Source organism: Enterococcus italicus, from assembly GCF_023743875.1.
In the GTDB taxonomy this organism is placed as follows: Bacteria; Bacillota; Bacilli; order Lactobacillales; family Enterococcaceae; genus Enterococcus_G; species Enterococcus_G italicus.
In genome coordinates, this window is the sequence record NZ_JAMRVB010000001.1 from 1,445,000 (window position 1) to 1,469,387 (window position 24,388).

Genomic DNA, 24,388 nt, shown 5'->3' on the forward strand with positions numbered 1-24,388 from the left:
GAAAGCAATCAATCAAGCGCAGTTCGGATAAGTAAGCTTGTTCAGTTAAGGACGGTTATTTTTGTCCATATATGGATTTGGGTGTACCGTACCACCATTTGCCTAGTGTGCGTTGCAACCAAGGAATGACCCAACGATCTAAACCTACAGCACGACCAGAACCATTCATTAATGCAAATGCAACTGGAATAAACCAAATGTTTACCCAATAGAACATACCTGACATACAGAATGTTAACACTAAAACAATTGTCGAAGCACTAAACAACCAAGTAAATAAGCCAGCCATAATTGCTAAAGCAATTCCGATTTCAACGAAAACCATCATTTTTTGGAAGAACATAGCTACTTCCATGTTTGGCATCATCACTTTCATAATGCTTGTGAACCAATCAGGTGATTTTTCAATGACAGCCATTGGTTGCTCACCATATGCATAGCTCAAGCCAAAGTGTGCAGCTTGAGTAGCTGTTTCAGCTGTCGTCGCTGCCGCATCTGCCCCCACACCGCTAGCAGCACTCGTTGCTTCAGCTGCTTGTGAAGCACCACTTGCCACATCAGCGGTTTGTTGATAATCCCAAGTCCAAGGGAAAACGCTTGAACCAGTGAACCAAGAACCTTCGCCAAACCAAGTATGTGGTTGTAGCCAGTTGCCATCGCCAACAATTTTTTTGAACGCTTCAATGAACCAAACCAATCCGTAGAAAATACGTAAAGGGACACTCCAAAGAACATTGCCATAACGAGAAGAATGACCATACGTCACGGTACGATTGTCTTTAATATGGAATAATTCGTGCATCAAATATTGGAACATATAATAGCCAGAACGAATATCAAAGAAATATTTTAGGTTTACGATATGTTTCATAATGATTGCTAAAAAGCCACTTAAATGAATTTTGTCAAATAAATTGGCAACGCCCCATTTGGCACCAACTGAAACCATAAAGCCTTGGTAATTTCCTTTAAAGGCATGTTTTTCGCCACCTTTGACAGCACTAATGATGTTAGCAGCAGCAGTATGGCCAGTTTGTTCAGCAGCTTGAACGATTTGTGGTGTTGGTTTGTTTGCTGTTTCTTCGTAATAAACCAAATCACCGATAACATAAATATTTTGTGTTTCGTAACCTTTTGCTTGCATGTATTCATTTGCTACTAAGCGATTGCCGCGTGCTTTTTCGAGTCCAAAGTCAGCAGCATCAGAAGTTGCTTTCACTCCAGCAGTCCAAATCAATGTATGGGTCGGAATCGTTGAACCATCTTTTAACTTAATGTGGTCAGTTTCAACTGCTACGATGGGTGCATTTAAAACAAGTTCAACATTTTTCTTGTGTAAGTAACGTTCTGCTTTCGCGGCATCGTTACGGTCTAACATGTTCAAGATCGTAGGCATTGCTTCAACTACTTTTAATGTGAACTCACTTGGGTCTAATTTGTAATCTGTTGCTAAACGATCTTTCCAATCGATTAATTCCCCGACCATTTCAATCCCAGTAAAGCCAGATCCACACACAACAAACGTCAACATCGCACGACGCAAAGCTGCATCAGGTTCAATGGCTGCTTTTGCGACTGTTTGCTCGATATGTTCGCGAATGCGTACAGCATCTTCGAAAGACCACAATGTAAAGCCATTTTCTTTTACACCTGGTGTGCCAAAATCATTTGGTTCGCCACCCATACCTAAAATAAGGTGATCAAAAGGATAGTTGCCGTGTACTGTTTTAACAGATTTTTGATCCTTGTCGATGCCTGTCACAGTATCAGTGATTAAAGTGACATTTTTTTGACGTGCAAATAACCGTTGCAAATCATATTGGATAGCAGTTGGTTCTACTCGGCCACCAGCAACTTCATGTAATTCTGTCATCATTGTGTGATAAGAATGACGATCAATGAGCGTAATTGCTACATCTGAATCTTTTTTGAACTTCTTCGCCATAAACTTGGTAGCAGCTACACCTGCATAGCCGGCCCCAACAACGACAATGTTCGTCTTAGCCATGAAAATCTCTCCTTATAATAAAATAGTCGATAGATTACGATATAATCCATTATAGTATAAAGTTTTTTTTAAGATTTGTCTAATGAGTTTTCCCAATATTTCACAAATTAAAGAGTAAAATGAAATTTCACTTAAAAAAGATAAAAGGCTTCACATTAAAGAAAATCAATTGTGGAAACGATTGACAATGCTATGTAAACGGATTACAATGTTAATATAATCACAAATAGATTTGTGAGAAAAGAAAAAAGGTGGGGGAACAAATGAAAAAGAAGAAAATTGTTACAGGAATCACAATGTTGGTACTTTCGGGACTTGTCTTAGCAGGTTGCTCTTCTGACAACGAAAAATCAACAACATCATCAAGTTCAACAACAACTAGCTCAACAAGCAAAATAACGGAATCAAGTGCAAGTGCAGGAATGACTCTGAAAGATGGTACATACAAGTTGAAAGAATTAAACGATAACAATGGTTATCATGCTAATTTTTCAATTGTAGTCAAAGATGGAAAAATCAGTGAATCAAACTTCGATTACCTGAATGCAGATGGTAAATCAAAGAAAGATGATGCTGATTATAACAAAAATATGAAAGCAAAATCAGGTATTTCACCAAAAGAATACATTGAAAAATTCAATGAAGAATTAGTGTCTACACAAAATCCAAGCAATATTGAAGTAGTGACTGGGGCAACGCATAGCTTCCATTCATTCCAAAATTATGCACAACAACTTATTCAAGCAGCTCAAAGTGGCGATACAAAAGAAATTGAGATTGACAACGGAGCAACATTAAAAGATGGTACGTATACATTAAAAGAATTAAATGATAGCAATGGTTACCATGCTGTTTTCTCAATTGTAGTTAAAGATGGAAAGATTACTGAATCGAATTTTGATTACCTAAATGCAGATGGAAAATCGAAAAAAGACGATGCGGATTACAATAAAAACATGAAGGCAAAATCAGGTATTTCACCAAAAGAATACATTGAAAAATTCAATGAAGATTTAGTATCAGAAATGAACAAAGAAGATGGTACTCCAGGTAACATCGACGTGGTAACAGGTGCAACGCATAGTTTCCATTCATTCGTGCTTTATGCAGAACAATTAGTTAACGCAGCAGAAAAAGGCGACACGAAAACAATTGAAATCGATAATTACGTTGAACAATAATTTCAAAGATGGTTTCAAAGAAAAACTTGGCGCAAAACAACGTCAAGTTTTTTTCTTTGGTAAAATCTGGCTAAGTATACCGACAAAAAAGAAACAGACCTATACATAAAATTTGCGTTGCCTCAAATATAGCACATAGGCTATGATAGATAAGGAATGAGAGCAAGACTAGGAGAAAGAAATGAAAAACTGGCGTAACATAACAATATTTATGACAGTAGCTTTACTGTTGTTAACAGGGTGTGGTTCTTCGGATGGTCAAAAAACAAGTTCAACTACTTCTGAAAGTAGTACGACGATTTTGAAAGAACCTTATGCACAAGAAAAATTTTTAATCGGCACCTACACAAGAATTCGTATATATGATAAAGGAAAAGGAGCAGCATTAAAACCAGCTTTTGCGCGCATTGAAAAATTAGGGGATGAAATCACCATTAATGCGAGTGGCTCTGAAATAGATGCCATCAATGCTCAAGCAGGGATTAAGCCTGTCAAAGTCACAGAAGATATGTATTATCTTTTGAAAGAAGCATATGACTACAGCAAAAAATCCAATGGTGGCTTCAACATGACAATCGGTGCCATTACCCAGCTATGGCGTATTGGGTTTGATGATGCAAGAAAGCCAGCACAATCAGAAATTGATGAAGCTTTAAAGCATATTGATTACAACAAAGTGCAATTTAACGACCAAGATAAAACAGTTTACCTAGAAGAGAAAGGCATGATCATTGACCTTGGCGCAATTGCGAAGGGCTATATTGCCGATGAAGTAGTGAAAGTATTGAAAAAACAAGGTGTCACAACTGCGATTATTGACTTAGGGGGAAATGTATTTGTCATGGGTCATAGCCCAAGAGGAGAAGACGAACCTTGGACGATTGGAATACAAGATCCAAATAGCGCGCGTGGAACCGTCTTAGGTACAATCAAAGAAACCAATAAAACAGTCGTTACATCAGGTATTTATGAGCGCTATTTGGAAGTAGATGGCAAAAAATACCATCACATCTTTGATTCAAAAACGGGTTATCCGTATAAAAATGATATCGCCAGCGTTTCGGTCGTGACAGATAAATCGATTGATGGCGATGGGCTAACGACGGTCGCTTTTGACAAAGGTGTTAAAGAAGGACTCGCGTATATCGAGAACGAAACACCAAAAGGAACAGATGCCATCTTTGTGACTAGAGAAGGCGTGGTCTATGTGACTGATGGACTAAAAGATAATTTTGAGCTAGGTGAAGATTCAGGATTTACTATGGGAGATCGAAATGATTTAAAATGATGGGAGAGTAAAAGATGCAGCCGATGACCATGCGTACATTTTTAGAAGTCGTTGAAATTCGCACCAAAATTGCAAGTGTGTTTCCATTTATAATTGGAACGTTGTTTTCGATGAGCTATTTTCATCAATTTCAATTTGGGTATACGTTACTCTTTTTCCTTGCGATGCTTGTTTTTGATATGACCACGACGGCCATCAATAATTACATGGATTTTGAAAAAGCCAAGTCAGATACTTACAAATACCAAGAAAATGTGATTGGTCGCGAGCAACTAAGTCCTAAGACCGTTCGGACAATGATCCTCAGCATGCTCGCATTTACTGCGGTGATAGGCTTGTTGCTTAGTTGGTTTACTGGTTGGCTGTTGCTAGTTCTAGGCGGTATTGTCTGCTTTATCGGAGTATTTTATACCTTTGGACCCATCCCGCTTTCTCGCATGCCACTGGGTGAGTTATTTAGTGGTGTAACGATGGGACTAGGTATCTTTGTGATTACGGTCTACATAAATACCGTCTCAGCACCTGTTTTTTTCTTGCAGTTTGATTTGAAAAGTGGCGTGTTTGCCTTAACCGGGCATCTCTGGCAAATAGCAGCGATTGTCTTAGCGGCCTCCCCGCTTATGTTTGCGATTGCGGATATTATGTTAGCGAATAATTTGCGGGACCTTGAGACTGATGTTAAAAATCATCGCTACACGCTTGTTTATTATATCGGTCGAGATCAAGGGATTTTTTTGTTTCGCTTTTTGATGTTTGCCAGCTATTTGATGATTTTAATTGGTCTACCTTTTGGTGTGTTTGGTTGGCCACAGTTATTGGTGTTACTGACATTTCCAAAGATTCGCCAAAACTTACGAGCACATCGTCAAAGCTTGCCACATCCCCAAAGCTTTGGTTATGCGATAAAAAATATGATTTTATTTAATAGTGTCTATGCAGCGACTTTCGTTTTGCAACTTCTTCTCCAATAAAAAACTGGACTACCTGAGAACAGCTCGTTCTTAGTAGTCCAGTTTTTTAGCTTTTCTCAATTGCTGTTAAGCTAATTTCTCCTGAGGAAAGGCTAATGGATTCAGTCGAAGTCTGCACAACGAGTTCACCTGTTGCCGTGATTTCTTTGGCGATGCCCGTGTAGGTATGACCTTGGCGAGTAAAGCTCACTTGCTTTCCGATAACAAATGATTTTTGACGGTATAAATCCATGTATGTTTGATCAGGCAATGCGTGAAGGAGATGAAAGAAATTTTGCCAAATTAATTGAATCAACTGATTGCGAAGGATAGGCGGTCGCTTACCACCAAATAGGGAAGTGGCACGCTCTTTAATGTCATCTGGAAAAGCCGCAGAATCGATTGATACATTTAGACCCATGCCGATAACGACATGCTTAATTCTACCAATCTCGATGTCACTAGTTGCTTCTGAGAGAATGCCGCAGACCTTTTTACCATCTAAATAAATATCGTTCACCCATTTGATTTCAGATGTCTTTTTGGTCACTTCATCGATTGCTTGAGCGACAGCGACAGCGGCAAGTAGCGTGTATTGCGGCAATTCATCGAAGGTCTGATTTGGCTCTAGCAATAGGCTCATATAGATTTGCCCCTTTGGTGAAAAATAAGGCCGCCCAAATCTACCGTGACCACCAGTCTGGGTCTCTGCCAGAAACAAAGCTGGCGTTTGGCAACCTGCAGCTGCGGCTTGGCGTGCATCCATCATGGTAGAGATGGTTTCTTCCTTCAATGAGATATTGCTTTGTGGGATAAAGGAAGAACCTAGCTCGTCGATGGCTAATACGTCGCTAGGTAAGTAGCGGTAGCCATTCGGCAAATGCTCAAAGGTGTAGCCACTTTTTTCCAACTCGCGAATGGCTTTCCAAATGGCTGTTCGAGAGACGTGCAGTTGATTGGCTAAAGCGACCCCTGAAAAAATAGTCGTAGGTGCGTTTTTTAGTACAGATAGAACTTTTTCTTTTGTCGACACAAAGATGCTCCTTTCGCAATCATTCATATGGATTAGTATAGCTTTCACGCGGTGGCCTGTCTATTTGGTCGAAAAGGAAATGATGCGGTACATTCCTTGACATAATAGGAAGAGGTGTATATAATTAAGAGATGCAAAAACTATCGCAAGTGCAAAGAGCAGAAACGAAATATTGTCCGTTTCGGCTTCGGGATAAGAAACAAAAGTAGAAAGCTTCCTTTTTGAAGAGTCTCTATTTTTGGTTTTTTTTTGTCCTAAACCCGCAAAAAATGTTCGCTGTCACTAAAATTTAATTTTTGTAACAATACTGTAAAGAATCGCGAATGCAATTCTTGGAAGAAAATTTAGAGGGGTGAAGAGCTTGGCTGGACACGTAGTAAAATACGGAAAGCACCGCGAACGTAGAAGTTTCGCACGGATCAGTGAAGTATTGGAATTACCGAATTTAATTGAGATTCAAACGGACTCTTATCAATGGTTTTTAGATGAAGGCTTAAGAGAAATGTTTGAAGACATTTTGCCAATTGATGATTTTAATGGAAACCTATCACTAGAATTTGTGGATTATGAATTGAAAACACCGAAATATACGGTGGAAGAAGCACGCGCACATGATGCCAACTATTCGGCACCGTTGCATGTCACATTGCGTTTAACCAACCGCGAAACAGGCGAAATTAAAGCGCAAGAAGTCTTCTTTGGTGATTTCCCACTGATGACAGAACAAGGAACCTTTATCATTAATGGGGCAGAACGAGTAATCGTTTCTCAGTTGGTTCGTTCTCCAGGTGTATATTTCCATGGAAAAGTAGACAAAAACGGAAAAGAAGGGTTTGGCTCAACAGTGATTCCTAACCGTGGCGCATGGTTAGAAATGGAAACTGATGCCAAAGATATTTCGTACGTTCGAATCGACCGTACACGCAAAATTCCATTGACCGTACTTGTTCGGGCATTAGGGTTTGGCTCAGATGATACGATTTTTGACATTTTTGGCGAAAGCGAATCTTTACGTAACACGATCGAAAAAGACTTGCATAAAAATGCGAGTGATTCTCGAACGGAAGAAGGATTGAAGGATGTATACGAACGTCTACGTCCAGGTGAACCAAAAACAGCAGATAGTTCAAGAAATCTACTAAATGCTCGCTTCTTCGATCCCCGTCGTTACGATTTAGCAGCTGTAGGTCGCTATAAAGTTAATAAAAAGCTAGATTTGCGTACACGTCTATTGAATCTGACATTAGCAGAAACATTAGTCGATCCAGAAACAGGCGAAATCATTGTTGAAAAAGGTACCGTGATTACGCATCAAGTAATGGATGAAACATTGGGTGAATACTTAACAAACGGCTTAAACGCTGTGACTTATTACCCATCTGAAGACGGTGTTGTGACTGACCCGATGACAGTTCAAGTTATCAAAGTCTTCTCACCACTTGATCCAGAACGCGAAATCAATGTGATTGGGAATGGTTACCCTGGACCTGAAGTACGTACTGTACGCCCAGCAGACATTATCTCAGCGATGAGCTACTTCTTTAACTTAATGGAAAGTATCGGCAAAGTGGACGATATCGACCACTTAGGTAACCGTCGTATCCGTTCAGTTGGAGAGTTATTACAAAATCAATTCCGCATTGGTTTAGCACGGATGGAACGTGTTGTTCGTGAACGTATGTCTATCCAAGATACAGAAACACTAACGCCACAACAATTAATCAATATTCGTCCAGTGGTAGCAAGTATCAAAGAATTCTTTGGTTCTTCTCAGTTGTCACAGTTCATGGATCAAACCAACCCACTAGGTGAGTTGACGCACAAACGTCGTCTATCAGCTTTAGGACCTGGTGGATTAACACGTGACCGTGCCGGTTATGAAGTGCGTGACGTGCATTACTCTCACTATGGTCGTATGTGTCCGATTGAAACACCTGAAGGACCGAATATCGGGTTAATCAATAGTTTGGCTTCTTACGCGAAAGTAAACAAATATGGCTTTATTGAAACACCGTATCGTCGTGTTGATCGTGAAAGTGGTCGTGTAACAGATACGATTGATTACTTAACAGCAGACATAGAAGACCATTATGTTGTTGCCCAAGCAAATAGCCCATTAAATGAAGATGGAACATTCAAAAACTCTGTCGTAATGGCGCGTGCAACAAGTGAAAACTTAGAAATCGATGTAAATAAAGTCGATTACATGGATGTATCGCCAAAACAAGTAGTCGCAGTCGCTACCGCTTGTATTCCTTTCTTGGAAAACGACGACTCCAACCGTGCCTTGATGGGTGCCAACATGCAACGTCAAGCAGTACCGTTAATTAATCCAAAATCACCTTGGGTAGGAACGGGTATGGAATACAAATCAGCCCATGACTCAGGTGCAGCTCTTTTATGTAAAGCAGATGGTGTTGTTGAATACGTAGACGCAAAAGAAATTCGCGTTCGTCGTGACAACGGCACACTTGATACGTATGCAATTACGAAATTCCGTCGCTCAAACTCAGGTACAAGCTACAACCAACGCCCATTAGTCGGCTTAGGTGAGCAAGTAGAAAAAGGCGATACATTAGCCGATGGACCATCAATGGAAAACGGCGAAATGGCTTTAGGTCAAAACGTATTAGTAGCCTTCATGACTTGGGAAGGGTACAACTATGAAGATGCGGTTATCATGAGCCGTCGTCTTGTAAAAGATGATGTCTATACATCTGTTCATATCGAAGAATACGAATCAGAAGCACGTGATACAAAATTAGGACCTGAAGAAATCACTCGTGAAATTCCAAACGTCGGTGAAGATGCCTTGAAGAACCTTGATGAAATGGGTATCATCCGCATCGGTGCGGAAGTTGAAGATGGTGACTTATTAGTTGGGAAAGTAACACCTAAAGGAGTAACCGAGCTTTCAGCTGAAGAGCGTCTATTGCATGCAATCTTTGGTGAGAAAGCACGTGAAGTACGTGATACATCACTACGCGTTCCTCACGGCGGTGGCGGGATCGTCCACGATGTGAAAATCTTTACTCGTGAAGCAGGCGATGAATTATCTCCAGGTGTTAATATGTTGGTTCGTGTCTATATCGTTCAAAAACGTAAAATTCACGAAGGTGACAAAATGGCCGGTCGTCACGGAAACAAAGGGGTCGTTTCGCGCATTATGCCAGAAGAAGACATGCCTTTCTTACCAGATGGCACACCAGTCGACATCATGTTGAATCCACTAGGGGTACCTTCTCGGATGAACATTGGACAAGTATTGGAATTACACTTAGGAATGGCTGCCCGTCAATTAGGTATTCACGTAGCAACACCGGTCTTCGATGGAGCTTCCGATGAAGACGTATGGGAAACAGTTCGTGAAGCTGGTATGGCCAAAGATGCGAAAACTATTCTTTATGATGGCCGTACAGGTGAACCATTCGATGGACGTATTTCTGTTGGTGTCATGTATATGATTAAATTGGCCCACATGGTTGATGATAAATTGCATGCTCGTTCAATTGGACCATACTCATTGGTAACACAACAACCACTTGGAGGAAAAGCTCAGTTTGGTGGACAACGTTTCGGAGAAATGGAAGTATGGGCACTGGAAGCATACGGTGCTGCTTATACTTTACAAGAAATCTTAACGTACAAATCAGATGACGTTGTTGGTCGTGTGAAAACATACGAAGCCATCGTCAAAGGCGAACCAATTCCAAAACCAGGTGTTCCGGAATCTTTCCGCGTATTAGTAAAAGAATTACAATCACTTGGTTTAGACATGAGAGTCCTAGATATCGACGATCAAGAAATTGAATTACGCGATATGGATGATGAAGATGATGATCTAATCACTGTTGATGCATTAACGAAATTTGCAGAACAACAAAGTGCACGTGATGCACAAAGCCAAAAACCTACTTTTACGCCGAAAGACGAAGAAGCAGTCGAAAATCCTTTAGATTAATGAAGTGACCGTCACCTATTTAGGTGGCGAGTTGCTTTTGCTACAGCCATGAAATGAAATGGAGGGAACCCCTTTTGATCGATGTAAATAAATTCGAAAGTATGCAAATAGGTTTGGCTTCTCCAGAAAAAATTAGAAGCTGGTCTTACGGGGAAGTAAAAAAACCTGAGACCATTAACTATCGTACTTTAAAACCTGAACGTGAAGGGTTATTTGACGAGCGTATCTTCGGCCCAACGAAAGACTGGGAATGTGCTTGTGGAAAATACAAACGTATCCGTTACAAAGGGATTGTTTGTGACCGTTGTGGCGTAGAAGTCACACGTTCAAAAGTTCGTCGTGAACGTATGGGTCACATCGAACTTGCAGCACCAGTATCTCATATCTGGTATTTCAAAGGTATTCCATCTCGTATGGGTCTAGTGTTAGACATGAGCCCACGTGCTTTGGAAGAAATCATCTATTTTGCTTCATATGTAGTGATTGAGCCTGGTAATACGAGCTTAGAAGCCAAACAATTACTAACAGAGCGCGAATACCGCGACAAACGTGCGCAATATGGCCAAGAATTTAATGCGGCAATGGGTGCAGAAGCTATTCGTCAGTTGTTAGATAATGTTGACCTAGATGGTGAAGTTCTTGAATTAAAAGAAGAATTAAAAACAGCTTCTGGTCAAAAGCGGACACGTGCAATCCGTCGTCTGGATATTTTAGAAGCATTCCGCGCGTCAGGTAACAAGCCAAGCTGGATGGTTATGGATGTCATTCCTGTTATTCCACCAGACTTGCGTCCAATGGTTCAATTAGAAGGTGGCCGTTTCGCTACATCTGACTTGAATGATTTGTACCGTCGTGTAATTAACCGTAACAACCGGTTGAAACGTTTATTAGATTTGAACGCACCAAATATTATCGTTCAAAATGAAAAACGCATGTTGCAAGAAGCAGTTGACGCATTGATCGACAATGGTCGCCGTGGCCGTCCAGTGACTGGCCCAGGAAATCGTCCATTGAAATCACTTTCTCATATGTTGAAAGGGAAGCAAGGTCGTTTCCGTCAAAACTTACTAGGAAAACGGGTTGACTATTCTGGTCGTTCCGTTATCGTTGTAGGACCATTCTTGAAAATGTATCAATGTGGACTACCAAAAGAAATGGCTATTGAATTATTTAAACCATTCGTGATGCGTGAGCTTGTTAAACGCGAATTGGCATCAAATATCAAAAATGCCAAACGTAAAATTGAACGCCAAGAAGATGACGTATGGGATGTATTAGAAGATGTTATTAAAGAACATCCTGTCCTATTGAACCGGGCACCTACGCTTCACCGTCTAGGTATCCAAGCATTTGAACCAGTCTTAGTTGAAGGCCGCGCGATTCGTTTGCATCCATTAGTATGTGAAGCGTATAATGCCGACTTTGATGGAGACCAAATGGCTGTTCACGTACCATTAAATGAAGAAGCACAAGCAGAAGCACGTATGTTGATGCTTGCCGCTCAAAACATCTTGAATCCAAAAGACGGCAAACCAGTCGTTACCCCTTCCCAAGATATGGTTTTAGGTAACTATTACCTAACGATGGAAGAAGAAGGTCGCGAAGGTGAAGGTATGATCTTCCGTGATATGGATGAAGCTGTTACAGCTTGGCGCAATGGCTATGTCCATTTGCACTCAAGAATTGCCGTTAATCCGAATACACTTGGTGAAAAACCATTTACGGATGAACAAAAAGGTCGCTTGATGGTAACAACAGTTGGGAAAATCATTTTCAACTCAATTATGCCACCAGAATTCCCTTACTTAAATGAACCAACTGACTTTAACTTAACTGTACAAACACCAGATAAATACTTTGTTGAGCGTGGTCAAGATATTCCTGCCTTTATTAAAGAGCAAGAATTGGTTCATCCATTTAAGAAGAAAAACTTAGGAAACATTATCGCAGAAGTCTTCAAACGCTTTAAAGTAACAGAAACTTCTCATATGCTAGACCGCATGAAAGACTTAGGATACAAGCATTCAACGACTGCGGGTATTACTGTAGGGATTGCCGATATCATGGTATTACACGAAAAACATGATATTATCGATGCTTCACATAAACAAGTCGAAACGATTACCAAACAATTCCGTCGTGGTTTGATCACAGATGATGAACGATACGAACGAGTAATCGGCGTATGGAACGATGCAAAAGATCAAATCCAACAAAAATTAATGGAATCATTAGATGCGAAAAACCCAATCTTCATGATGTCTGATTCAGGAGCCCGTGGTAATATTTCCAACTTTACTCAGCTTGCTGGGATGCGTGGATTGATGGCCGCTCCGAATGGCCGTATCATGGAATTGCCGATCATCTCGAACTTCCGTGAAGGATTAACCGTCTTAGAAATGTTTATCTCAACCCATGGTGCGCGTAAAGGGATGACCGATACCGCCTTGAAGACAGCCGATTCAGGTTACTTAACTCGTCGTTTGGTTGACGTAGCACAAGATGTGATTATCCGCGAAGATGATTGTGGCACCGATCGTGGCCTAAACATCAAAGCAATTCGTGAAGGAAATGAAATGATCGAGTCACTTGAAGAACGCTTGATTGGTCGTTACACACATAAATCTGTCAAAAATCCTGTTACTGGTGAAGTAATCATTGGTAAAAATGATTTAATTACAGAAGACATTGCTAAACAAATTATTGATGCTGATATTGAAGAAGTGTCAATCCGCTCAGTCTTTACATGTAATACCAAACATGGTGTATGTAAACATTGTTACGGACGTAACCTTGCTACAGGGAATGAAGTTGAAGTGGGTGAAGCAGTTGGAACAATTGCGGCTCAATCAATCGGTGAACCCGGTACTCAGTTAACCATGCGTACATTCCATACGGGTGGGGTAGCCGGAGACGATATCACACAAGGGTTACCACGGGTTCAAGAAATTTTTGAAGCACGTAATCCGAAAGGGCAAGCTGTCATTACAGAAGTAACAGGGGATGTCATTGATATCTCTGAAGATGCAGCGACTCGTACGAAAGAAGTCACGATCAAAGGTAAAACTGATACACGGACATACACCGTACCGTTTACAGCTCGTATGAAAGTGGCTGAAGGGGACATGATTCATCGTGGAGCACCACTTACAGAAGGATCAATTGAACCAAAACACTTATTACAAGTGCGCGATGTTTTATCTGTTGAAAACTACTTATTACGAGAAGTTCAACGTGTATACCGTATGCAAGGGGTAGAAATCGGCGACAAACATATCGAAGTAATGGTTCGTCAAATGTTACGTAAAGTACGTGTGATGGATCCAGGTGATACAGATATTTTACCAGGTACATTATTAGATATTGCTGATTTCAAAGACCGCAACTACAAAACATTGGTTTCTGGTGGTGTTCCAGCCACAGCGCGACCAGTCTTACTTGGAATTACAAAAGCATCATTGGAAACAAATAGTTTCTTATCTGCTGCTTCCTTCCAAGAAACAACTCGTGTCTTGACCGATGCTGCGATCCGAGGTAAAAAAGATCCATTACTAGGATTGAAAGAAAATGTTATTATCGGAAAAATCATTCCTGCTGGTACAGGTATGGCTCGCTACCGCAACATGGAACCAAAAGAAGTAACTGTTGCTAGCGAAAATGTTTATAGTATTTCAGATATTGAAGCACAAATGGCTGTTGAAGATGCATTGAACAACCATGAGTTTTAATCAATAAGCAATGAGGGCGTGTCAAAAGTAGTTAGCTATGAGTGATAAGTTTTGACTTATTTCAAAGAGCGCTACTTTTGAACGACCGTAACATAGGCAAGAGGCTGAGACAGAATGGTTCAGCTGAAAAAAAGACCGTAAAAACCAAAAGTTTGAAAAATAACTTTTGGTTTTTACGGCTTTTTGTTGTGATTGATTCTATTTAGTTGGAGCAGCCAAAATTTTTGTCACAGTGTTCTTAAACTAGTCATCAAGCTGTGAATGGACAGTTATGTCATGGCGCTGACTCTGTTGACCATAAAATGCGTACAGTTTGTCGATGTCTCGTTGGGCGATAAATCGCAAGTGCAATTGCTCGGAGTAGGAGCCGGCTAAAGAAGCAAGTGCAACATGACCTAGATGTTTGGGGTATAGCCAGCGACTCGTAGTTGTTTCAAAATTTTGGACACGTCGGTGGGCCACAAAAGAAAGTTCTTTGGTTAAAAAGTGAGCCGTTTGGATGACGAGTTGCTTATCGTGGTAGACATAGGCTTGCACTTCTCGCTTGTACAGACCAGCAACCAAAAAGAAGAGCAAGAAAGCGATAGGGATCAGAGCAAACCAATGAAAAAAGTAAGCAACCAACAAACTTACGGGAACGAAACATGCTAGTGGCCAGCGCCAGAAGTACCAAAGTAAGTGGTGATTTTTCGCCGTTACGTAGTGTAAGTCAGGCTTAGTTAGCTGCAATTCCGGTAGTAGCTCTGCTAATTTTTTGTACACAATTTTTTGCGAAATAATCGGTAAGAGATAGATTTTTCCAAGGACGCTATCTTCTTTTTCTTGCTCGCCAGCTAAAATAATTTGGACCGTCGTTAAGCCTAATACTTGTCTGAATAATTGTTGCTTGAGCTGGACTTGCTGGATTTTGGCAATTGGGACAATGGTGGTTCGTCTTTCAAATAAGCCCCGTTCAATATGTAACTCTTGGGAAGTGCGAGTAACTTGGAACTGGTAAAACAGGATAAATTGTTTGGCAAAAGAGACAAAAACGAGACAAAGTAAAAGCAAGATAGCTAACACAGATGCTACGATCCAGCCTGAACGGAAAAGCAATTGACCTTCCGTTGAGGATTTTTCTAACCAATCAGAAGGTATCAGCTGATCTAGTAAGGATAATGCCGCAAAAAATAATGGGATCAGACCAAGGTCAGTAGCAGCAAACAAAAAAATCTCTCGCTGCGTGACCGCGTAGCCTGGTTCGTCTAGTGTCGCTACTGCTTGGCCAGAGGGGACATCATGAACACGGTATGCTTCTAATTGCTGAAACACGAGAGTAGGCACAGCGAGTAAATTCGCTTCGGCTTCGGCAGCCCCGCCACTTGCTGTATCGACTTTTAAATGGACCAAATCAAAAGGCTTAAAGAAAAACCATTGTCTTTGGTGGACTGATTGAATGCGTTCGTATGGAATGGTACGTCGTTTTTTTATAAAAATTCCTTGCATAATGTCTAGATGGGTCGTGGTTAATTGATAGCGAGCAAACCAATAGCTAAGAAAAGCGTGACCGCTTGCTAATGTCAATAGACCCAGAATCAGCCACCACGTCCATTTTTCGCCGGCAACGATACGTGGAAGGAGTGGCAAAAAGATAAACCACCATGTTTTGACCTGAGAGAAGAAGAGCAAGAAAAAAGCGAGCGGATGAAAGTGTTTGGCTTCAGACATCTTCTTTCGCCACCTTTACTAGGGCGATGAGTTGCTCTCTTAGTGCTTGGGCTTGAACGGTATCAAGACCAGAGAGCTTGTGGGCGGTGGCAGCTGTATGGATGATCAATTCCATCAATTGTTCACGACGTAAAAATGGTCCTTGATTGGTTTCGATATGTTGGATGCGATTGAGTGGGACATACGTAGTTGTACGGAAAAAATAGCCCTTTTGTAATGCGACATCCTCTTCAGTAATTTCGTAGCGATGAAAGGTATAACGGTAAGGGATCAAGAGATAAAGCGAAATCCCAAGAATAAATGTGACAAGTATCAAACAAGCGAAACAGACCCAAATAAGTAAAGTCAAGTCCAAAAATCGCGACATTCCACCAAATACAATCAGTTCAATGAGCAAAAGACTACTAACTGATGCAAAAAGGCTTTTCCGCCATACTGCTTGGATTCTCTTAGGCATTTGATGAGTAAGTAGGGGATAATTCATAAATAGTTAAGAACCTCGGTTCATTTTCTTTTTATCGTCTCATAAATAGAAAACAACGTCAAGCAATGATTAAGTGTGTTTTTCTTTATACACCGATTGTAAAATTAAGCTAGACAAATAAAAAAGTCATTTGTGCTACACTCAAGATAGTTCCCGCGAAAGAATTATAAGGAGTGAAGACAAATGACCTATACCCATCTTACATCAAATGAACTTGCAATGATAGAGGCGTATTATAATAATCATCAATCTGTAGCCAAAACCGCAGTACTATTGAATAGATTTAGACAAACGATTCATAAAGTTTACCAATTTTTTCAAAACAGGGCACAATGCTCTGGATTATTTCAATCAATACAAGAAGAATAAAACTCGCTGTGGCAGACTTCCTATTGTCTTATCAGATGAACAAACAGAATATATTCAAAAGAGGGTTGTTCAAGGTTGGACACCTGATGTGATTGTTGGCCGTTTAATTTAAAATTAATCGGTGTGCCATTAGAAGAAGCGAAAATTGTTGTTAACGGTGGTGGTTCAGCAGGATTATCGATTACGCGTAAACTTTTTGCGGCAGGGGCTACAGATATTACAGTAGTGGATAAGGACGGTATTATTAATGAAAAAGAAAGCGATAAATTATTCCCACACCATGCTGAAATTGCAAAAGTAACCAACCGTGAATTCCGATCTGGATTGTTAAAAGAAGCGTTAGTAGGTGCCCACGTCTTTATTGGTGTATCCGCTTCTGGTGCATTGCATGCAGAATGGATAAAAGAGATGAATGAACAACCAATTATTTTTGCATTGGCTAATCCGATTCCTGAAATTTTTCCAGATGAAGAGATTGCGGCAGGGGCTTATATCGTAGGGACTGGACGCAGTGATTTTCCAAATCAAATTAATAACGTATTAGCATTTCCGGGGATTTTCCGAGGAGCGCTAGATTCACGAGCAACTAAAATTGCAGTTGAGATGCAAATCGCAGCCGCTCATGGAATTGCTAGTCTAGTACCCGAAAGTGAATTGTCACCTACCAATATTATTCCAGATGCTTTCCAACCAAATGTAGCGAAAGTTGTTGCTGATAGCGTCAGTGGCAAAGTACAATAGGACGAGAATATACTGTAAAAATAAAACAATTAGACTTTTCTGTTGCTTCATAATTACATGATGAAGCGTAGTCAACAAAAACAAAAAATAGCGCTGTAGACTTTATTGTCTGCAGCGCTATTTATTGACAGAGTAACTGAATTTGAATGGATATAATATTTTGTGACATAAAAATCCTTCCAACTATCTCAATGAGTGAAATCTAGTTGAAAGGAATATGGATGAACAAGTATTTTTCTATACAACGTTTATAGAGTGAGCTTCTATCCATACTAACAGTCAAAGAGTTTTTAATTTATTTTTCTTTTGAAGTATCTTCTTCTGTTCGTTGAATTAATAATTCGACTCTGCGATTTTTAGCTCGTCCATCAGGAGTTGCATTAGAAGCTTTAGGTTTAGTGTCTGCATAAGCTTGAATGGATGTATTATTGGCTTGAATGGTTTGTTTAGAAACGAAGTAGTTCATTACAGAGATAGCTCGAGCCGCACTTAATTCCCAATTGTCGCTATAAAGTCCACCAATTTGAGGTACATCATCTGTATGTCCAGCAATCACAACAGGGTTTCCGCGTAAAGATTTCAAAGATTTATCCAGAATAGATAACGTTTCATTCATGTTTTCCGTCAGTGATGCACTACCAGAAGCGAATAAGATATTTCCGTCCAGAGTAATATGAATTCCTTCCGAATCCAGTTTAACTTGTGCAGTATCTTTTAGTTTAGAGTCAGCTAATTCCTTACTAATACGTGCGCTAGTTTCTTTCATTTGTTGTGACTCTAACTGCGCCTTCACTACCGCTTCCTGATTCTTAGCACCATCAGCAGTTGTAGCAGAATCACCAGTTTTTTCTAAGTTACCGTTATCTTTAATATCAATAACAGTACCAATAATCGAGCCACCACTCTCAGAATGACTTGATAAAATAGAACCAAATTCATTACGTATTTGTTGGAATTTAGTATCATCAATTTTAGCCATAGCAAACATCACGATAAATAAAGCTAGTAAAAGAGTAAGCATATCTGAATAAGGTAATAGCCATCCTTCATCAACATGATCTTCATGCTTCTTTTTTCGTTTCATAAACTAGCTACTCCTTTTGTTTAGAATCAGTTTGTCGTTGTTTAGGATCTAATAAACTATATAATTTTTTCTCAATGGCTTTAGGAGAGCTTCCTGATTGAATTGCTAAGACACCTTCCATAATAAGCCCCATTTGAAATACTTCCATTTCTGATTTGAGCTTTAGGCGATTACTGAAAGGAATAAATAGAACATAACCAAAAAAAATTCCGTATAGAGTAGCAACGAACGCAGCAGAAATCATATGACCTAAGGCTTCCACATCATTCAAGTTCCCCAAGGCCCCAATTAGTCCGATAACAGCTCCTAGAACTCCTAATGTTGGTGAGCTAGTTCCGGCTGTTTTAAAAATATCACTACCAATTTTATGCCGGTCTTCCATTCCGATAATTTCATTTTCCATAATCTCTTGAACTTGTTCTGGTGGTAAACCATCTACTACCATTTCTAAGCCCTTTTTTAAAAAAGGGTTATCCAAATCTTGGACTATTTTTTCTAGAGAAAGAAGCCCCTCTCGTCGAGCTACATTAGCCATCTCAATAATTTGGGTAATCGTTGCAGGTGCATCATATGTTTTGTTTTTAAATAAAATAACAAAGAGCTTGGGTATCTTCTTAATGTCACTACTAGGGTATGAGTTGACAACAGCTGCAATAATTCCCACAAAAATAATGATGGCAGCAGCGGGGTTTAATAATACTAGCACATTAGCTCCTTTTACAATCATCCCTACAATAACAGAAACTAACCCTAAGATTATCCCAATTAACAAAAATATATCCACGTTTATAATCATCCTTTCTATCTGTTCAAAAAATTGCACCATTAATTGGTACTGTATATTTATGTAGAAGAAGTTCATAGTAAAATTTTTCAAAATAGTTTTTACCGTCTAAAAAAGATGATGAATAGCTAACAATCCCAATATGTATAGGGTCTATTGATCAATTAATTTTCTATTGATGGGAAAGTGAAATGGTTGAGGTATGGTAGCTTACAAGAATTATTTCCGTTGAGGAACTAAAGGGATAACGGCCATTGAATCTTCAATACTAACAAAAACCATCTTTGAAAAAGATTACTGTGTCCATTTTTCTACTCGTCATAGTAGATATCGGCGAAAGAATAAGAATATTAAATATAATTTTCCATTATATTTAATATTCTTATTCGAAATCAATAAATTTATAAAAAAAAGAATGTGGATGAAGGATAGAATTACACCTCAATTGTTCATTTCTATTGGTTTGAGTGGGTTAAAATAAAATCAATTAATTCATTTTGAGCATCAATTATCGGAAAATCCAATTTCGTAGTAAATTGTTCAAACAAACAGGATAGTTCAGTACAGCCTAAAAGCATATGAGCTTGTGGGTCAATTTCCAAAAGCTCGGAAAGTATTTCATAAAATAGTGGATAGTTGAGATATTTTTTTTGTTTGACGTCTTCATAAATTAAATGATTGATTTTTTTTTGAACAGAGAGAGCGGGTGTACGGTATTGGTAACCTTCAGATTCGATAAGATTCTTGTATACTTGTGAAAACAAACTTCCCTCAGTCCCAAGAAAAAAAATAGTACTGTTTTTTTTTATGTGGTAGCGAGTATTAAGAGAATTAGTGGCTATTTTAGGCATATGAAGTAGTGGAATAGTAGTACTTGCTTGCAATTCATCAAAAAAATAATGAGCCGTATTGCAAGTTAAGACAAAAAAATTCGGTTCTAACTTAGCAAAGTCCTGAATATCTTTAAGTAGGTACGGTCGTGGATCTGCAGCTTGCGAATCTTTAATAAATTCAGTTCGATCAGGAATAGTGGCATGATTGACAACAACATAATTAAGATAGTCTTGATCTTTGGCCGAAGGCGTTTTTTTATTTAATGAATGGATGAAACTTTCTGTAGCTAATGTTCCCATACCACCTAAAATAGCAAAAAAATTATTCATTAGTTAGTCTATCTTCCTTTTAAAATTTTTACGGAACTTGATCCGATAACGGAAAAATGTATAGCATTGTAGCAAAAAATGACGAATCGAAATATCTTTATTATAGAAACTTGTTGTACCATATTGATGATGAGAAATATACTGTTTAACACGTGTTTTTAGAGAATTATCTGAAAGATAGCGTAGAATAACTTGCCGTGGTGCACCTAGCCATAGTTTGTTCCCTTCGCCAAGTTCAGTTTGTTGAAAAGGTACTTTTAAAATTAAGTCATCTACTAAATACTTAGCGAGATTATAGCCATTTAGTGTAACAAAGAAGCTGCTTCGACCTTGTCTAAGATTAATTTCAAATAATTTGAATTGTTGATCACGGTGATCAAATTTTAAATCAAAATTGGCAAAACCGGTATAGTTGATGCTGGTTAAAAGTCGTTGGATATTCTCAAATATAGCTGGTTGAAAATCAGGTAAAATTGCTACATAGTTTCCAATATTTGCTGGGCTAGGGTCCTCTAATATTGGATTACCTAAGAACATCATCCGTATCTGGTGTTCCTGATCCACATAAGCATTTAATACGCGCATATTTGCATCTGATCCCGGGATAAAATCTTGAATTAATATGGATTCTTTATAACCAGCGTGATAAATTTTTTGAATAATATGTAATAAGGTATCGGAATCTTCAATAATATAGGCCTTCTTTTTCTCTTCAAATTGAAGTGGCAAATAACTAATACTGTCACTTGGTTTTAAAACAACGGGAAATGAAAAAGGCAAATGCTGAATACTTTCTTGATAACTAGATAGCTGATTTTTGGTGATTTCAACAGTTGTAGGATAAGGAATATTGAATTGTTGGCAAACTTCATAAAAGGTAGCTTTATTTTCTAATTTCTCATAGGTAGCAAAAGGAATAGTAGAGAAATGATACATTTCTTTTAATTCATCTTGAAATTTTGAAAGAAGTTTTGCATACGCATCGCCACAAGGAATCAGTAAATATGTACAGTTGTTGGTGCAGTTTTTTTTATAAAACGAAGTAAGTAACTGGGTAAATTGATTTTCTTGATCCAGATCAGGTAGGATATGGACGTCAATGATTTTTGAATACTTAATAGGGGCAAGCTGTATAGAGCATAACGAAATAGATTTTATTTGATATGCTTCATGGAAAGAGCGCGCCATACCATATACATTAAAATCGCTACCCAGTAAAACTGGCTGAAAGTGAGCGACACTTTTATTCATTATCAATTTCCTCCAAATAAACACAGAATCATAATAAGCAAAAACACATAAATTATATCACAAAAAAGGTAATAAATACACTTAGTCTAGTATATTCCATTATGACAGTTTAAAAAGGCAAAAAGCAACTACAACATGCACAGTGTCCCAGCTCGTATCGTCAGCTTTCATCAACCTTGACTCCGGCCGATTGTTCGTGGGAAAGCATGGATTTGAGTCAATACCTCGGACACGATTTGCGAGAGTTTTTTTCGAGATTTCCACAGGGCTTCCACTTCATCACTTCGATCAGCGGTCAAACGGTCTTGGTTTGACCGCTGGTCGAAGCGATGAGATACTCGCCCGCGGGAATCTCGCAAAAAAATGTAAGTGGATGGCATGGGCTAAGCTTGTAATGCCAACTCCTCCATTTGATTTGGTGTTAAATAATCGATACTGCTGTGAATTCGCTTGCGATTGTAAAAGCCTTCAATATACTGAAACAACGCCATATGAGCAGCTTCAAAGCTTTCATATGCTTTTGATGAGTACACTTCTTCTTTTTTGAGTGATGCGTGAAATGATTCGATACCGGCATTATCATAGGGACAACCTTTGCGACTGTATGAGTGCCGGATATTCAATTCTTTCAGCTTTGACTCGTAGGCTTCGCTGGTGTACTGAGAACCCAGGTCTGAGTGGATGATCAGGTTCTCGGAGGGCGTGTGGTTCAAAAGTGCATGGTCAAGAGTTTCAATGACTAGTTCCTTGGTCATCTGCTTGCCAAACTTCCAACCGATGATTTTCTTTGTGTGGAGGTCTTGGATGGTGGAGAGGTAGGTCCAGCCATCTTTTAGGGTATGGATACAGGTGATATCTGTCACCCGCTTTTGATTGATCGACGTAGTTGCGAAATCTTGGTTTAACAGGTTTTTGTGTCCTTCGCTATTAACTTTCGCTTGTTTTCCTGGTTTATACTTTTTCATGGTGATTGACCGTAAGCCCAACTTTCTAAACAGTTTTTGTACTCGCTTTAGGGACAGGTTCTCGCCACAACTGATAAGAATCTTATGAATTTTGGGCGCACCATAGATACCCTTGTTTTCAAAGTAGATTCCCGAAATCAAGCGGCTTAAGCGTGCGTTTTCTGATTGACGCTTGTAAGGCTTCTTGTTCACCCAGTCATAATAGCTGGACTTCGGGGCTTCCAAAACTGTGCACATTTGTTTTACGTCATGATCATTAGCATTTGATTGAATAAACTCGAAGACATCACTCGATTTTACTTTTGAGCAAATATGGTTAAAGCCTTTTTTAGAATGGTGTTTTCCTCCTGCATGCGGGCCATTTCCTTTTTCATTGCTAGGATTTCTGCCTCAGTCATGCCGGTTGCTTCATTCTTTTTATAAAGCTTCTTCCAGCGATAAATCGTTTGTGTAGCGATACCATATTGCTCAGCCAGTTCCTCGACCGATTGGCAAGACTGGTTTAAATCTAAGATTATCTTCTGAACGTTCATACATAGGCATTTGCCTGAATATATTGATTTCGTTGTTCTTCCATCAGCTGATTAAACATGATAGTCATAAGTGTTTTTGCGGTATCATCCGCACCGCTTTCGTTTATAGTTGCTTGAATTTCTTCGCTTTCAAAAGTAAAATGTACTTGAGTCATTGGTATCAGTCCTATTCGAGTATGTTTTCTGCAAAAAACATTGTACTCCTAACTGAGATCAATGGCTTTTTTGATGCTTCACTTTTACACAATTATATGGACGTAATCGTCGTAATGAGATAATATGTATTATAAAATAGAAATTAATTTAGGAAAAATGAATAAATATCGTATAAAGGAGTTTTTATGGATAATTATAACACTATAAAAGATGCGATGACTGTTTCAAATGAACGTGCAAATTTAATTTCCAATAATATTGCAAATGTAAATACAGCCAATTATAAAGTGAAACGGATAGAGTTTGAAAATTTGCTGAATAAATCTGTTGATAATGCTGGACAACTAAAAAAAACTAATGAGAGACATATGCAGGCACCTAACCATACTCTAGGTAGAATAACTGAACGAACCGGTTTATCAGTAAAAGAAAATGGGAACAATGTTGATTTAGATGTCGAGATGTTAAATCAATCAACAAATGCCTTGTATTATAGTGCACTGACTGCGCAATTGAATGGTCGATTGTCAATGTATAACACAGTAACATCATCTTAAAATTAAGGAGAAAATCATGGGTATTTTTAATGGACTGAATATTAATGCGAGTGGGTTAGCATTAGAACGGTTTAAACTAGATACAATCTCCACAAATATTGCCAATGTTAATACCACTAAAACAGCTGAGGGAGGGGCCTATAAGCAAAAGACCGTTACTTTTGCTGAAAACCTTCGTCAGTCAATCGGAACGAATCGTTTGGAACGTAGTTATGGTGTACGTTCAACTGGTATTACCGAAAATCAAGAAATAAAGATGAGCTATGATCCAGAAAACCCAGAAGCTGATGAAAATGGCTATGTTGAACAATCAAATGTAAACATGGCTGATGAAATGGTAGCAATGTTACAAGCTGTAAGAACATACGAAGCGAATGCCTCTGCTGCTGAAAGTAATAAAACAATTTTGAAAAAAGCACTAGAAATTTCAAAAAATTAAGAGGTG

General features: G+C 39.0%; 16 protein-coding genes and 3 pseudogenes. 9 read left to right on the forward strand and 10 right to left on the reverse strand.

Features of this window, described 5'->3' with window-relative positions; translation table 11 throughout:
* Positions 1-55: 55 nt before the first annotated feature.
* Positions 56-2,008 (reverse strand): NAD(P)/FAD-dependent oxidoreductase, encoded by a 1,953-nt coding sequence (locus NE257_RS07055; RefSeq protein WP_251886091.1) that lies wholly within the window; start codon positions 2,006-2,008, stop codon positions 56-58.
* A gap of 263 nt (positions 2,009-2,271) precedes the next feature.
* On the opposite strand from NE257_RS07055, the gene pplA reads away from it, so the two are divergent.
* From pplA to menA, 3 genes are all read left to right on the forward strand, one after another.
* On the forward strand, positions 2,272-3,189 hold the full coding sequence (gene pplA, locus NE257_RS07060; RefSeq protein WP_251886092.1) for an extracellular electron transfer flavoprotein PplA: 918 nt from the start codon (positions 2,272-2,274) through the stop codon (positions 3,187-3,189).
* Between the two features lie 181 nt (positions 3,190-3,370).
* The gene (locus NE257_RS07065) at positions 3,371-4,477 is read left to right on the forward strand and encodes an FAD:protein FMN transferase (protein WP_251886093.1); all 1,107 of its coding nucleotides are present in this window, start codon (positions 3,371-3,373) and stop codon (positions 4,475-4,477) included.
* Between the two features lie 23 nt (positions 4,478-4,500).
* The gene (gene menA / locus NE257_RS07070) at positions 4,501-5,448 is read left to right on the forward strand and encodes a 1,4-dihydroxy-2-naphthoate polyprenyltransferase (protein WP_251886455.1); all 948 of its coding nucleotides are present in this window, start codon (positions 4,501-4,503) and stop codon (positions 5,446-5,448) included.
* Between the two features lie 46 nt (positions 5,449-5,494).
* Here menA and NE257_RS07075 read toward each other — a convergent pair whose 3' ends face one another.
* On the reverse strand, positions 5,495-6,460 hold the full coding sequence (locus NE257_RS07075) for a biotin--[acetyl-CoA-carboxylase] ligase (protein WP_251886094.1): 966 nt from the start codon (positions 6,458-6,460) through the stop codon (positions 5,495-5,497).
* A gap of 361 nt (positions 6,461-6,821) precedes the next feature.
* Between NE257_RS07075 and rpoB the strand changes: the two genes are divergently transcribed.
* Together rpoB and rpoC are read left to right on the forward strand one after the other, a co-directional pair.
* Positions 6,822-10,421, forward strand: coding sequence for a DNA-directed RNA polymerase subunit beta (gene rpoB / locus NE257_RS07080; RefSeq protein ID WP_251851935.1), 3,600 nt, complete (start codon positions 6,822-6,824; stop codon positions 10,419-10,421).
* A 74-nt stretch (positions 10,422-10,495) separates the two neighbouring features.
* Positions 10,496-14,149: a DNA-directed RNA polymerase subunit beta' gene (rpoC, locus tag NE257_RS07085; RefSeq protein WP_338127551.1), complete on the forward strand. Its 3,654-nt coding sequence runs from the start codon at positions 10,496-10,498 to the stop codon at positions 14,147-14,149.
* Positions 14,150-14,392: 243 nt separating this feature from the next.
* Here rpoC and NE257_RS07090 read toward each other — a convergent pair whose 3' ends face one another.
* Entirely contained in the window at positions 14,393-15,856 is a 1,464-nt protein-coding gene (locus NE257_RS07090; protein ID WP_251886096.1) for a PH domain-containing protein, read from the reverse strand.
* Complete coding sequence (locus NE257_RS07095; protein ID WP_251869361.1) at positions 15,849-16,223, reverse strand: PH domain-containing protein; 375 nt, start codon at positions 16,221-16,223, stop codon at positions 15,849-15,851. Before NE257_RS07095 ends, NE257_RS07090 begins: the two co-directional genes overlap by 8 nt.
* 300 nt (positions 16,224-16,523) lie before the next feature.
* Here NE257_RS07095 and NE257_RS07100 point away from each other — a divergent pair.
* A pseudogene (locus NE257_RS07100) lies at positions 16,524-16,812 on the forward strand (IS30 family transposase); the annotation flags it as partial.
* Between the two features lie 2 nt (positions 16,813-16,814).
* Positions 16,815-17,450, forward strand: a pseudogene (locus NE257_RS07105) (NAD(P)-dependent malic enzyme); the annotation flags it as partial.
* 295 nt (positions 17,451-17,745) lie between these two features.
* Here NE257_RS07105 and NE257_RS07110 read toward each other — a convergent pair.
* The 6 genes and pseudogenes from NE257_RS07110 to NE257_RS07135 all read right to left on the reverse strand — a co-directional run.
* Positions 17,746-18,534, reverse strand: coding sequence for an OmpA/MotB family protein (locus tag NE257_RS07110; protein ID WP_251869363.1), 789 nt, complete (start codon positions 18,532-18,534; stop codon positions 17,746-17,748).
* A 7-nt stretch (positions 18,535-18,541) separates the two neighbouring features.
* Positions 18,542-19,318, reverse strand: a complete 777-nt coding sequence (gene motA / locus NE257_RS07115; RefSeq protein ID WP_251886456.1) for a flagellar motor stator protein MotA — start codon at positions 19,316-19,318, stop codon at positions 18,542-18,544.
* Positions 19,319-19,773: 455 nt separating this feature from the next.
* Positions 19,774-20,481, reverse strand: coding sequence for an amino acid racemase (locus tag NE257_RS07120; protein WP_251886098.1), 708 nt, complete (start codon positions 20,479-20,481; stop codon positions 19,774-19,776).
* A 3-nt stretch (positions 20,482-20,484) separates the two neighbouring features.
* The gene (locus NE257_RS07125; RefSeq protein ID WP_251886099.1) at positions 20,485-21,732 is read right to left on the reverse strand and encodes a carboxylate--amine ligase; all 1,248 of its coding nucleotides are present in this window, start codon (positions 21,730-21,732) and stop codon (positions 20,485-20,487) included.
* A gap of 383 nt (positions 21,733-22,115) precedes the next feature.
* Positions 22,116-23,230, reverse strand: a protein-coding gene (locus tag NE257_RS07130; RefSeq protein ID WP_251886100.1) for an IS3 family transposase whose coding sequence is annotated in 2 segments (ribosomal slippage) — positions 22,116-23,029 and positions 23,029-23,230 — 1,116 coding nt in all. Because the reading frame shifts where the segments join, the coding sequence is not laid out codon by codon here.
* A 2-nt stretch (positions 23,231-23,232) separates the two neighbouring features.
* A pseudogene (locus NE257_RS07135) lies at positions 23,233-23,385 on the reverse strand (transposase); the annotation flags it as partial.
* Between the two features lie 186 nt (positions 23,386-23,571).
* Between NE257_RS07135 and flgB the strand changes: the two are divergent.
* Positions 23,572-23,943 carry a flagellar basal body rod protein FlgB gene (gene flgB, locus NE257_RS07140; protein ID WP_251886101.1) on the forward strand — a complete coding sequence of 124 codons (372 nt, stop codon included), beginning with the start codon at positions 23,572-23,574 and terminating at the stop codon, positions 23,941-23,943.
* Between the two features lie 16 nt (positions 23,944-23,959).
* Positions 23,960-24,382 (forward strand): flagellar basal body rod protein FlgC, encoded by a 423-nt coding sequence (gene flgC / locus NE257_RS07145; protein WP_251869368.1) that lies wholly within the window; start codon positions 23,960-23,962, stop codon positions 24,380-24,382.
* Positions 24,383-24,388 lie beyond the last annotated feature (6 nt).

Excerpts from the sequence above, each read along its gene's own strand:
- flgC (WP_251869368.1), top strand. The coding sequence starts at position 23,960 with ATGGGTATTTTTAATGGACTGAATATTAATGCGAGTGGGTTAGCATTA.
- NE257_RS07090 (WP_251886096.1), bottom strand. The coding sequence starts at position 15,856 with ATGTCTGAAGCCAAACACTTTCATCCGCTCGCTTTTTTCTTGCTCTTC.
- flgB (WP_251886101.1), top strand. The coding sequence starts at position 23,572 with ATGGATAATTATAACACTATAAAAGATGCGATGACTGTTTCAAATGAA.
- NE257_RS07125 (WP_251886099.1), bottom strand. The coding sequence starts at position 21,732 with ATGAATAAAAGTGTCGCTCACTTTCAGCCAGTTTTACTGGGTAGCGAT.
- menA (WP_251886455.1), top strand. The coding sequence starts at position 4,501 with ATGACCATGCGTACATTTTTAGAAGTCGTTGAAATTCGCACCAAAATT.
- NE257_RS07120 (WP_251886098.1), bottom strand. The coding sequence starts at position 20,481 with ATGAATAATTTTTTTGCTATTTTAGGTGGTATGGGAACATTAGCTACA.
- NE257_RS07065 (WP_251886093.1), top strand. The coding sequence starts at position 3,371 with ATGAAAAACTGGCGTAACATAACAATATTTATGACAGTAGCTTTACTG.
- NE257_RS07110 (WP_251869363.1), bottom strand. The coding sequence starts at position 18,534 with ATGAAACGAAAAAAGAAGCATGAAGATCATGTTGATGAAGGATGGCTA.
- NE257_RS07095 (WP_251869361.1), bottom strand. The coding sequence starts at position 16,223 with ATGTCGCGATTTTTGGACTTGACTTTACTTATTTGGGTCTGTTTCGCT.
- NE257_RS07055 (WP_251886091.1), bottom strand. The coding sequence starts at position 2,008 with ATGGCTAAGACGAACATTGTCGTTGTTGGGGCCGGCTATGCAGGTGTA.
- pplA (WP_251886092.1), top strand. The coding sequence starts at position 2,272 with ATGAAAAAGAAGAAAATTGTTACAGGAATCACAATGTTGGTACTTTCG.